Annotated in this window: 11 protein-coding genes; 2 read left to right on the top strand and 9 right to left on the bottom strand. The window is 74.4% G+C overall.

Going from position 1 to position 11,591, the window contains the following annotated elements:
• Positions 1 to 211 precede the first annotated feature (211 nt).
• On the top strand, positions 212 to 1,072 hold the full coding sequence (locus AB852_RS17280; protein WP_073789089.1) for a phosphatidylinositol-specific phospholipase C/glycerophosphodiester phosphodiesterase family protein: 861 nt from the start codon (positions 212 to 214) through the stop codon (positions 1,070 to 1,072).
• Positions 1,073 to 1,077: 5 nt separating this feature from the next.
• On the opposite strand, the gene AB852_RS17275 is transcribed toward AB852_RS17280, so the two are convergent.
• The 7 genes from AB852_RS17275 to AB852_RS17245 all read right to left on the bottom strand — a co-directional run bounded on the left by AB852_RS17275 (position 1,078) and on the right by AB852_RS17245 (position 8,637).
• On the bottom strand, positions 1,078 to 1,731 hold the full coding sequence (locus AB852_RS17275; protein ID WP_073789280.1) for a class F sortase: 654 nt from the start codon (positions 1,729 to 1,731) through the stop codon (positions 1,078 to 1,080).
• Between the two features lie 171 nt (positions 1,732 to 1,902).
• Positions 1,903 to 2,475 carry a hypothetical protein gene (locus AB852_RS17270; protein WP_107499259.1) on the bottom strand — a complete coding sequence of 191 codons (573 nt, stop codon included), beginning with the start codon at positions 2,473 to 2,475 and terminating at the stop codon, positions 1,903 to 1,905.
• Between the two features lie 297 nt (positions 2,476 to 2,772).
• A complete protein-coding gene (locus AB852_RS17265) occupies positions 2,773 to 4,992 on the bottom strand; it encodes an ATP-binding protein (RefSeq protein WP_079184715.1) in 2,220 nt (739 codons plus the stop codon).
• Positions 4,979 to 5,713: a response regulator transcription factor gene (locus AB852_RS17260; protein WP_073789086.1), complete on the bottom strand. Its 735-nt coding sequence runs from the start codon at positions 5,711 to 5,713 to the stop codon at positions 4,979 to 4,981. The genes AB852_RS17265 and AB852_RS17260 overlap by 14 nt, the downstream gene beginning before the upstream one ends.
• Before the next feature lie 99 nt (positions 5,714 to 5,812).
• Positions 5,813 to 7,096 (bottom strand): phosphodiester glycosidase family protein, encoded by a 1,284-nt coding sequence (locus AB852_RS17255; protein ID WP_405675087.1) that lies wholly within the window; start codon positions 7,094 to 7,096, stop codon positions 5,813 to 5,815.
• 201 nt (positions 7,097 to 7,297) lie between these two features.
• Complete coding sequence (locus AB852_RS17250) at positions 7,298 to 7,675, bottom strand: DUF779 domain-containing protein (protein WP_073789084.1); 378 nt, start codon at positions 7,673 to 7,675, stop codon at positions 7,298 to 7,300.
• A gap of 149 nt (positions 7,676 to 7,824) precedes the next feature.
• A complete protein-coding gene (locus AB852_RS17245; protein WP_073789082.1) occupies positions 7,825 to 8,637 on the bottom strand; it encodes an SAM-dependent methyltransferase in 813 nt (270 codons plus the stop codon).
• A 103-nt stretch (positions 8,638 to 8,740) separates the two neighbouring features.
• On the opposite strand from AB852_RS17245, the gene AB852_RS17240 reads away from it, so the two are divergent.
• Positions 8,741 to 9,232, top strand: coding sequence for an ATP-binding protein (locus tag AB852_RS17240; RefSeq protein WP_073789079.1), 492 nt, complete (start codon positions 8,741 to 8,743; stop codon positions 9,230 to 9,232).
• Positions 9,233 to 9,282: 50 nt separating this feature from the next.
• Here the strand turns inward: AB852_RS17240 and AB852_RS17235 are convergent, their stop codons facing one another.
• Both AB852_RS17235 and AB852_RS17230 read right to left on the bottom strand, forming a co-directional pair.
• Positions 9,283 to 9,978 carry an RraA family protein gene (locus AB852_RS17235; RefSeq protein ID WP_073789077.1) on the bottom strand — a complete coding sequence of 232 codons (696 nt, stop codon included), beginning with the start codon at positions 9,976 to 9,978 and terminating at the stop codon, positions 9,283 to 9,285.
• Positions 9,975 to 11,507 (bottom strand): class I adenylate-forming enzyme family protein, encoded by a 1,533-nt coding sequence (locus tag AB852_RS17230; protein ID WP_073789075.1) that lies wholly within the window; start codon positions 11,505 to 11,507, stop codon positions 9,975 to 9,977. The genes AB852_RS17235 and AB852_RS17230 overlap by 4 nt, the downstream gene beginning before the upstream one ends.
• Positions 11,508 to 11,591 lie beyond the last annotated feature (84 nt).

Here is an 11,591-nt window from a genome sequence, read left to right as displayed (position 1 = left end):
ATCTTGGACGCCCTGTCCGCGTTCCCGAACACACCATCAGCATTCGGAATGACTCGTCTAGGAGTGCGGGGAACCTGTACAGGAACAAGTGGGCCAAGCACAGAAGACTCAGGGGCGCGGGGAACTGCGCACCCGACGAGTACCCGCACAGGAACAAGTGCGCCAAGCACAGGAAACCCGGGGGCGTGAGCGACGGGGAGGGGGCGGCGGGATGGAGCGGCGGCGGGTGTTGGCCGGGCTCGGGGGAGGGCTCACCGTCCGGGCGGTCGGGTCCACCGAGGCGCGAGGGCAGGGACGGGCCACCCAGAACCCCAGGCCCTTGCGGCACGCACACGCGCACAACGACTTCGCCCACCCCCGCCCCCTGCACGACGCCCTGGCGCACCGCTTCACCAGCGTCGAGGCCGACGTACACCTCGTGGACGGCCAACTCCTCGTGGCCCACGACCCGGTGGACCTCGACCCCTCCCGCACCCTCGACGCGCTCTACCTCGCACCGCTCGCGGCCCGGGTCCGGGCCCACCGCGGCACCGTGTACCGGGGCTCCCGGCTGTCCCTGCAACTCCTCGTCGACCTCAAGACCGAGGGCGTGTCGGCGTACCACGCCCTGGACCGCCGGCTGCGCGCGTACCCCGGGCTCCTCAGCTCGTACCGCGCCGGACGGGTACGACGCGGACCGGTCACCGTGGTGGTCTCGGGGGACCGGGCGGCCCGGGAGCCGATGGCGGCTCAGCGGTACCGGTACGCCTTCCACGACGGCCGCCTCACCGACCTCGGGCCCGCGGTCCGCCCCTCGCTCGTCCCGCTGATCAGCGACAACTGGGGCCGTCACTTCACCTGGCGGGGCGCGGGACCCGTCCCGCCGACCGAGCGCGAGACCCTGCGGAGGGTCACCGCCGAGGCCCGGTCACGGGGCCTGCGGGTGCGGTTCTGGGCCACACCCGACGCACCCGGACCGCAGCGGGAGGCCGTCTGGGACGAACTCCTCGCCGCCGGGGTGGACCACCTCAACACCGACGACCTGGCGGGCCTCGCCGCGTACCTCGACGCACGACAGCAACGCCGTGGCTGAAGCGGTCAGGGGCGCAGCTCCGCGTACACGATCAGGTTGTCCACCGGGTGCCCCTCGGCGTCGAAGTCGCCGTCGCAGGTGATGAGCCGCAGGACCCGCTCGGATGTCGCGCCGTAGACCCGCTCGGTGGGGAACGCCTTCTTGCTGACGGTCTCCGTACCGGTGACGGTGAACCGGGAGGTCCCGCCGGACGCGTCACGGACGTCGATCCGGGCGCCCTCGCGCAGCTGGTGCAGCTTCTCGAAGACCGCGGGGCCGTGCCGGGTGGAGTTGTGGCCGATGATCACCGCGGGGCCCGGCTGTCCCGGGGCCGGACGGCCCGTGTACCACCCGGCGGTCATCCCCTGGTCGGCCGGGGGGACTTCGACCGTGCCGTCCTTGTTGAGTCCGAGGGACATCAGCGTGGAGGACACCCCGATCGACGGGATCGTCACCTCGGTGGGAGCGGGTACCTCGTCGCCCCGGGCGGTACGGCCGGGGGAAGGGGTGCCGGACGGCGCTTCGGTGGCGGGGGCCGAACCGGCGGCGGACGAGGTCGGCGCGGAGCGCGTCCCCTCGTCACCGGTACCGGCTCCGCAGGCGGTGAGGGTGCCGGTCAGGGTGACCGCGAGGAGCGCGAGCGCGCCGGCCCGCCGTACGCGGTGGACCGGCCCGAACAGCCGGGCGGGACGGGAGGAGGGCCCTTCGGGGCCCTGCGGGGTGCGGCGGGTCGGCGTCACGGTGCCTCGGGGTCTTCCGGGTCTCGGGAGGGGGACGCGGCGCGTGTCCGGGCCGCGCGGACGGATGACGCGGACGGGTGGCGCCGCACGGAGCGGCGCCACCCGGGCGGATCAGCCGTTGCGGTGCGCCGCGCGGCGGCGCAGCATGATGGTCCCGGCGCCCGCGAGCATCACCAGACCGGCCGCGGAACCGGCGACGGCGGTCGAGCCGCCGCCCTCGGCCGCGACCCGCTCACCGGCGGCGACCCCGCCACGGGGGGCGAGGGAGACCTTCTTGTCGGCCAGCTTGCTGTCGACGACGCGCGGTGCGGGGGTGGCCGTCGGCTCACCGGCGGCGACCCCGCCACGGGGCGCGAGGGAGATCTTCTTGTCGGCCGGCTTGCCGTCGACGACACGCGGTGCCGGTGTCGAGCCGGCAGCCGCTTCGGGAGCAGGGGCCGAGCGCGGCGGCTGGGTCGCCGCGCCGGCCGCGACGCCGCCGCGCGGGGTCACCGTCACCTTGTCGCCGGGGGCCTCGCGGTCGGGCTGGACGACCTCCGCCTTGGCGGGGGAGCCGGGGTCGGACACGGAGATGCTGCGGTCCGGCGCGCCGTCGGACGCTACGGCCGCGCCGGCCGGGGCGAGCACCCCGCCGATGGCCGCGGTGAGCAGCGTCGCACGACGCAGGATGGAGCGAGAGGACATGACGTGGTTGCCTTTCAGCAGGGACTACGGGTACCCGGGAAGGCCGGTGGTGCCGTCCTCCCGGGTATGCCGCAAGGCTGCCGGGCAGTTGTGAGGAACCTGTCAGCTCGCTGTGCTGATCGCATCAGGCCGCGCGCGGCCCCCACCCGCCACCGGCTCACCTGCCACCGGATCACCCCGGCCCCCGGCACACCTGCCACCGCATCACCCCGGCCACCGGCTCACCCGCCACCGGTTCACCCGGCCACTGCTCACCCGCCACCGCTTCACCCGGCCACCGCTTCACCCGCCACCGGTTCAGCCACCGGCGGGAACGCCCCGACCGTCGGTGTCCGGGCCGGTGGCCCGGTCCCACCGCGCCGCCATGGGAAACCACAGGGTGAAGACCGTACCCACGCCGACGACGCTCGACACGTCGACCGTCCCGCCGTGCGCCTCCATCAGCCGCCGGACGATCGCGAGCCCCAGACCGCTGCCGCCGGTACGCCGGTTGCGGGACTTCTCGGCCCGCCAGAAACGGTCGAAGACATAGGGCAGCTGCTCCGCGGATATCCCTTCCCCGGTGTCCCGGACCTCCACGACCAGATCACCGTCCGGGCCACGGCGGAACGCCCGTACACACACCTCACCACCGGACGGGGTGTGCCGGATCGCGTTGGACACGAGGTTCCCGACGGCCTGCCGCAGCCGGACCGGATCGGCCCACGGGTCCTCGTGGTGAGGGAGCGTCACACTCTCGCCGGGCCCGCCGCCCCGCCCCGTCACGGGGTCCGCCTCCGTCCGCACGGTCAGGGTGACGCCCGCCGCGTCCGCCCGGGTCCGGTGCGCGGCGGCGACCTGGGTCAGCAGCTCCGTGACCCGTACCGGCTCCGGGCTCAGCCGCAGGGCGCCCGCGTCCGCCTCGGCCAGGTCCTGGAGGTCGTCGATGATGTGCTGGAGCTGCACCGCCTCCTCCAGCAGCGACGCCACCAGCGCCTTGTCCAGTTCGGCCACCCCGTCCTGGGCACCCTCCAGCCAGCCCCGGATGGTGCTCAACGGGGTCCGCAGCTCGTGCGCCACATCGCTGACCATCACCTTGCGCTGCTCCTCCAGCCGGGTGCGGTGCGCCGCCATGTCGTTGAACGCGGCAGCCAGCCGCCCTATCTCGCTGTCGGCGGGTACCCGTACCGGGGTCCAGCGGTCCCCGTCCGTGCCGTCCCGCATCCGGCGGGCCGCACCGGTCAGGGCGTGCAGCGGACGCACCAGCCGGGTGCCCGCGAGGACCGACACCCCGACCGTCAGGGCGAGCACCAGGGCCGCGGCTCCCGCGATCTTCGCCGTGTTGGCGGGCGACAGATCGAAGTTGGATTCGGCGCCGCCGTCCGGGGCGGTGAGGAACAGCAGCGCGGGTTCCGCCACATGGGAGGCGAGCTGCTCCAGCCGGGCGTTCTCCAGACATGTGGCGACCGGACGGTCCCCGCCGTCCGCGCGTGACTTCGCGGCCCGGGACCCGGAGGACCACGTCAGATCCAGGGCCACCTCCACCTCGGCGTGGCCCCGCCGGTCGAGACAGGCGTTGGTGAGGTCGTTGAGCGTGTCCAGCGCCTTGCGCTCGGACGCCGTCGGGGTGGCCAGCGCCTCGGTGCCGCAGTCCAGTTCATCCGTCACATAGACGTCGCGGTCGGCCGTCGTGGACGGCCGCTCGGTCTCCAGCCGGGGACGGCCGCTGGGCCCGGTGACGATGGTGACGGTGAAACCGCGGTCGGTGTAGCAACGGGCCTGCCGCTCGGCGAGCGCCCGCAGCACCCCTCGGTCGGCCGCGGACAGCGCGAACGGTCCCACCGCTCTCGGGTCGATCCGGTCGGCCGCCAGTTCGGCGGCCGTCCGCTCGCCCTGCGGGGAGGGCAGCACCTCGGCGGATCCCGCGATGTCGATCCGAGGGGGGACCCCGGGCCTCGCGGAGGGCACGGGAGCGGGTTCCTTCAACGGAGTCCGGGGAGCCGGCACGGGCCCGCCCCGGTCCCCCTCGCGGACGGGACCCGGGGTCACGGTCGTACGGCTCGTGACGGGGTCCGTGCCCGGACCGCCCGACGTGAGCCCCGACAGGGCGGTGTCCACGGCCAGCGGGTTGACGACCGCGGAGGGATGCGGGGGCAGTGCGGGCGGGACGGCCCGGTCGCTGGAGTCCGCGAGCGGGCGCCGCTGCTCGTTGGTGGTGAGGGTGACCCGGCGTCCCGTGCGCTCCGCGAGTTCGTCCACGGTCCGCTGGACGCCTTCCCACCCCGCGTGCGTGGCGCCGTAGGCGAGCAGGGTGTCGTAGACCCGCGCGTCGTCCGCGATGGCCCGGCCCTGCTCCTGCTCGATCGCGCCGGAGGTCGTCTGCACGGCGATCCACGCGGTCGCCGCCACCGAACACGCGGCGACCAGCGCCGACACGGCGAGGAACCGGCCCAGCAGGCTCTTGCGCAGCGGCAGCCGTGAGCCGCGCTCCGCCCGGCGCTCCGCCCTTTTGCCGCGCCTTCGTTCACGCCTGGGCATGTCGCCCGGCCCCGCCCGGCCCGCCACGGCCCCGCTCCGGATCGGTGAGCTTGTAGCCGACCCCGAAGACGGTGAGCAGCCGGGCCGGACGGCGCGGGGCCCGCTCTATCTTCTTGCGGAGGTTCATCACATGCACGTCGACCGTGCGGATGCTGATGTACCGGTCGAAGCCGTGGAGTTCCTCCAGCAGCCGCTGCCGGCTGAAGACCCGGTCCGGTTCGGCTGCCATCGCGGCCAGCAGCCGGAACTCGCCCGGTGTGCACTCCACGGCGCCGCCGTCGACATGGACCTCATGGCGGTCCGGGTCGACGACCAGCGCGCCGACGGCCAGGGTCCGGACCGCCGGGGGAGCGGCGGCGGGCACCGGCCGGGCGGTGCGCCGCAGCAGGGTGCGTACCCGGGCCATCAGTTCGCGCGGACTGTACGGCTTGGTCATGTAGTCGTCCGCGCCGAGGTCCAGCCCGAGCAGCAGATCGTCCTCGGTGCTGCGGGCCGTCAGCATCAGCACGGGCACGGTACGGGCCTCGGCCCGCAGTACCCGCACCACGTCCAGGCCGTCCGCCTTCGGCATCATCACGTCGAGCACGATCAGATCCGGTTCCCGCTGCCGGACCCGTTCCAGGACCGCCAGTCCGTCATGGACCAGCGTCACACCGTGGCCCTCTCTTTCGAGATAGCGGCGGACCAGCTCGGCCTGCTTCTCGTCGTCCTCGGCGACCATGACATATGCGCACACCCCGCCGATCGTAGGGTAAGTACGACGATCGACGGGGTGCGCGCTCCCCGGTGCCCGCCCCGTCCGGTGGCGGGGACGGGGATCTCACCCCGTGGCGAACACCCCGATCCCGTTGGCGACCATGCGTTCCGAGCCGTCGCTGGGGTGGTTGCGCACCGTGACCCGGGTCGCCCCCGCCTTACGGGCCGCGAGGGTGGACGAGCCGCCGCCGTCGAGGTTGAACCCGTCGTCGGCGCCCGCGTCCCGCAGCTCCCGGGCCAGCTCCGCCATGGTCAGGCCCTTGCGGTAGGCGCTCGCCCCGTCCACCGCGAACAGCAGCAGCCGCCGCCCGGCGGCGTCGATGCCGACGGCCGTCCGCACGGCCGACGCCGAGGTGTCCAGCCCGCTGAGCGGCGCCCCGTCCCGCAGCACGGGGTGCCCGCCGATCGCGAACCGGTACGCCACCCCCGCCACCGACGGAACCAGCCGGTGGCGCACCGTCACCCGGTCGCCGACCGACAGTTTGCGCAGCTCACGCGCGCCCGCCTCCCGGCCGACCAGCACGGTCGTGCCCTGGAGGACACGTCCGTCACCCGGGGTGGCGCGGGTGGCGACGACCTCGCCGCCGCGCACGGTCACCTCATGGGTGTCGTCGCTGCACGGATCGCCGCGCTTGGTGTCGCTGCCGCAGGTCGCGCGGACCCGGGAACGGCTGCCCCAGTCGGCGGTGAACGCCCCGACCGAGCCCACCTTGAGGGCGTACTGGTTCAGGCCGTGCAGCTTCAGCGTGCCGCCGGGGGTGGTCACCGCGCCGTCGAGCCGCAGCCGGTCCAGCCGCGCCCGGCCTTCGGTGTCGACCCCCAGCACGTCCTCGGTGCTGGTGCCGGGCGGCAGCGACGGACCGAAGCGCTGCTTGCGCGGGACGGCCGCCTTCAACTCCCGTCCCGCGGCGATCGCGGGGCCCACCGGCGCGTAGGTGGGGGAGACCCCGGGGTGCTGCGCCTCGGTGATGTTGAAGAAGTCGCCGTTGACACCCGCGATCGCGCCGCCCGTGTTCGCGAGCGACGAGACGGTGGCCCGGCCGCCCACCACCGAGGGGTAGAGCAGATCGACCTTGACCCCGGGGTCGCCCAGATCGACGGTCAGCAGATGGGCGTGGGTGGTGCCGCGCGGGGTGCCGATGTCGTAGTGCCGGTACGTCACCCCGGTGGCGATCCGTTCGGTCACCCCCAGCAGACCGTGGGCGCCGGGCGGGGCGCCGTGGACCTTGACGCTTCCGGGGCGCTTCGCGGCGCCCGCGAACGCCTCGCCCGCCTGGGCGCCGCTGGCCTGCGGCGCGGCGGACAGCGCAGTGCCGGTCAGGGCCGCACAGGTCAGGCCCACCGCCAGCAAAGCCTTGAACCGCCCGCGTTCACGGGTGCGGGCGGCGGGTCCGTCGTGGCGCTCCGTACCGAGCCGGGGTGGGGCTCCCGTACCGCGTTCTGTCACTGATCGCGCTCCTTCCGCCGGCCGCCGCGCCAACTTCTGTCCGGAAGGCCGGTTTTCGGTCGGTGAGCGAGTCCATCAGAAGGAGGGCCGTGTCAGGGGTGACTACGTGCCGACCAGACGCGAACGGATCAGAAATCGCACTCCTTCGGGTGCCTCCAGGGAGAAGCCGCCACCGCGCCCCGGCACCACGTCGACGATCAGCCGGGTGTGGCTCCACACCGCGAACTGGCTGCGCGAAATCCAGAACGGGACGGGTTCGCGGCAGCCCTCGACGTTCAGCTCGGCGAGCAGCACATCGGAGTCGCCGGTACGGAACTCACCCGCCGGGAAGCACATGGGGGCGCTGCCGTCGCAGCAGCCGCCCGACTGATGGAACATCAGCGGCCCGTGCTCCGCGCGCAGTCGGCGCAGCAGCTCGGCCGCGGCATGGGTCAGCTCCACCCGGGCGGGCGGGGGGCCGGTGGGGTCCGTGCTGTCCATACGGTGTCCCGGGGCTCGGCTACGGGGGGCGCGTACGGCCCGTCCGGTGGGCGGGCCACGGGTACGCCGTCCCGGCCCTCGCGCGGCCCTGTCGATGGCGCACCCTGCCCGACAGGGTGCCGTGCCTGACGTTGCGGGGACGTTGCGGGTCAGCCGATCCGGGCGACCGCGCCCCAGCCGACATCCGCCGTACTCCTCAGGGTGCTGCCGTCCGGACGCCAGCGGGGCATCGGGACGAGGCCGGGCGGGACCAGTTCGAGCCCCTCGAAGAATCCGGCGATCTGCTCCGGGGTCCGCAGCACATAGGGGGTGCCGCCGCTGCCGGCGTACGCGTCGTTCGCGGCGGCGAGCCGGGGCAGCAGGGAACTGGGCGCGCTGTGGCTCAGCACCAGCAGACTGCCCGGCGCGACCGCCCCGACCAGCCGTTCCACCACGCCGTACGCCTCGTCGAGATCGCTGATGTGGCCCAGCATGTCGCTGAGCACCAGCGCCGTGGGACGCCCGAGGTCCAGGACGCGCGCGGCCTCGGCCAGCACATGAGCGGTGTCCCGGACATCGGCGTGGACGTACGCGGTCGCGTCGTCGGGCGCGCTGTCCGGACCGGATGCCCGGTGGGCCGTGACCATCGGGTCGTTGTCGACGTACACCACCCGGCACAGCGGGTCGACGGTCCGCGCGATCTCATGGACGTCCGGCGCGGAGGGCAGTCCCGCCCCCAGGTCGAGCACCTGGCGCAGGCCCGCCCCGGCCACCGCCCAGCGCACGGTCCGGCGCAGGAACTGACGGCTCGACAGCGCCAGCTCGCGGATCTCGGGCACCTCGGCCGCGAAAGCCTCCCCGGCGATCCGGTCGGCCTCGTAGAAGTACTCGCCGCCCTGCCAGAAGTTCCAGATCCGCGCGGAGTGGGGGACGCTCGTGTCCACGCCCGTCGGTGCCCGCCGCGCGGGCGTGGGGTCGGTCACGGTCGGGCTCCTCGGGGCCTGAGCGGATCACACTCTTCGTCACACCCTATTACTTTATGTATGCATATTGCGGAACGCGCGCATTGCGTGGATCGTTGAAATCATGACGGACGACGAGCCCCCCACCCGGCGGCCGGTGCCGCCGGGGGACGCGGGGGCGGGGGAACGCCCCCGGACCCTCAGCCGTTGGGTGGAGGCCGGTCCGGAGGCCCCCCGGCAGGCGCGGTCCCACACCCGTGCCGCGCTCGCCCGCTGGCGGGTGGACCCGCAGGTCACCGACACGGCCACCCTGCTGATGTCCGAGCTCGTCACCCACGCCGTCCGGCACCGCCCCGCCGAACGCGGTCTGCCCTCCGACGGCCGTGTCCACTGCCAGGTCCAGCACTGGCCGGGCGGCACGGTCCGGCTCACCGTCCAGAGCGGGCCGTGCGTGTGCATGCCCGGTCAGCGGGGCGCGCACAGCCGGGAGAGCACACCCGGCTCGCCGCACTCGCTGCGCGAGCACCCCCGGGGGCTGGAGATCGTCGAGGCGCTGTCCGGCGCCTGGGGCACCCGGGACTCCGACCATCACCAGGTCGTGTGGGTGGAGCTGTAGCCGTGGAGGGGGAGCGGCGGCGTCGCCGTCCGGGCGGGGAACCGCCCCCGTCACCCGGTGGGGCCGCGGCCCCGCAGCCGGGTGACCAGCGCCGCCTTCGGGCGGTAGGCCAGCGGCATCCGCAGGCCCGCGCCCAGCGCGGCCAGCACCTCCTCCTCGGCGGCGGAGTACGCCGCCGCGTCCGCGAGAAGCGTGGCCGCCTCGTCCGGCGCGTCCGGCAGGGCCACCGCCCCGCCGTCGTCCAGCAGGACGGGCGTGCCGTCGGTCAGGGGCACGCCGCCCGGTGACACCGGGCCGCCCACCTCCGCGACATGGACCCCGGTGCCCGGTCCCGCCGTCGCCTCGCCGAGCGCCCATACGGGCAACGCCAGCCGCTCCAGCGCCGGGACGTCCCGGACCAGGCCCTCCACCAGCGCCCCGCACGCGCCGCGCGCGAGGGCCGCTTCCGTCAGGATCTCGCCCCACACCGCCCCGGGCACGTGCGACGCCCCGGCGATCACCAGCACCCGGCCCGTCAGATCCTCCCCGAGCAGCGACCGCAACGGGCCCAGCCCGTGCGGCCCGGGGCCCGGGGCCAGCCGGACCGTACGGGCTGCCGCGAGGACCGGGACCGCCGGGCCGCGCCGGACGGGCCTCAGCGGCGGGGTCAGCCAGCCGGTGGCGCCCCGCAGCTGGAGCACATCGGCCAGCGCGGTGGCCGCCGGTAGCCGGTCCGGTGACGCGAACGGAAAACGCCAGGTCGTCATGGACGGCCCCCTTCGGTGAGCCGGAACTTGCGGATCTTCCCCACCGAGGTGCGCGGCAGCTCCGGCACCCGCTCGAACCGCACCGGACGCTTGGACTTCGCCAACCGCCGCGCGCACCACGCGGCGAGGTCGTCCAGCGCGTCCGGCGCGCAGTCCGGTACGGCCACCACATACGCCACGGGCACCTCGTCACGCACCGGATCGGGCTCACCGACCACCGCCGCCTCCAGGACCCCCGGATGGTCCGCCAGCACCGCCTCGACCTCCACCAGCGACACGTTCTCGCCGGACACCTTCAGCACATCGCCGCGCCGCCCCGCGAAGAAGAACCTGCCCCGCGCGTCCACCCGCGCCCGGTCCCCGGTGGCGAACCAGCCGTCGCCGAACGGGAAGGACGCCGCCGTCGTCACCGGGTCGTCCAGATACCCGGCGAACAGCGTCCGGCCCGGCTCACCCCCGACGAACACCTCGCCCTCCTCGCCGGTCCCGGCCGTCCGGCCCGAGCCCGGGTCCCGTACCGTCACCCGGCAGCCCAGCGTGGGCACCCCCATGGAGCGGGGCTGCGGGCCGACCGCGCCGTTGGTGAGCACCGCCGGAACGGTCTCCGTCATGCCGTACAGCTGACGCGGACGGCAGCCGATCAGGGCGGCGAACCGCTCGTACTGCTCGTCGGTGACGTTCTGCGCGTACCAGCAGTGCGTGACGCACAGCCCGCTCACCGGGGTCGCGCCGCGCGCGAGCACCATCCGGATCGGCGCGGCGAACAGACTCAGATGGGTGGCCCGGTGGCGGGCCGCCTGGGCCAGCAGTCCGCTCGCGGAGAACCGCGGCATCAGGGCGACGCTCGCGCCCCTGGTGATCGCCGGGGCGAACGAGTAGTACTGGGCGTTGGCGTGGAACAGCGGCAGCACCACGAGCTGGCGGTCCGTCGTCCGCAGCGCCGAGGCCGCCGCCATCACCTCCCCGGCGAACACGTAGTTGGCCTGGGTCACCATCACGCACTTGGGCGCGGCCGTCGTCCCCGAGGTGAACATCAGCCCCAGGACGTCGTCCGCCACCGTTTCGGACTCCCGGACCCGCTGTTCGCCCGTCAATGTCGACAACTCGACATCCGTGAGGGGTACTTCGTACGCTGTGGCACCGGCCGCCGACGCCCCCCGGCGGTACTCGGTGTACTGTTCGGGCCCGCAGAACCCCAGCCGCGCACCGGTCCGGCGCAACTGCTCCGCGAACTCCGGGGCCCGCGCCGACGGATCGGAGCACACCATCGCCGCGCCCAGCCGGGCCAGCGCCAGCCACAGCGCCACGTACGCCGGGCAGTTGGGCAGGGCCACACCCACCCGGGAACCCCGGACGACCCCCCGTTCCCGCAGGCCCCCGGCGACCCGGGCCACCAGGTCGTCGAACGCGCCGTACGTCCACCGGGTCACGCTCCCGTCCGGGGCCTCCCAGACGAGGAACGTCGTCCCGGGGAGGGCCGCGGCGGTGTCCGCCCAGCGGTCCGCGAAGGTGGGTGGTGTGCCGGGCATGTCAGCCTCCGGTCCGATGCGGATGGGGTACGTCAGGGTGCCGGGAGCCCGGGGCGGCCCGCCGGTGTGCGGGGACACCCCGGG

It is taken from the genome of Streptomyces uncialis (genome assembly GCF_001905345.1).
GTDB lineage: Bacteria > Actinomycetota > Actinomycetes > Streptomycetales > Streptomycetaceae > Streptomyces > Streptomyces uncialis.
The sequence above is the reverse complement of the archived record's forward strand: the minus strand, read 5'-3'. Positions and strand labels throughout refer to the sequence as shown.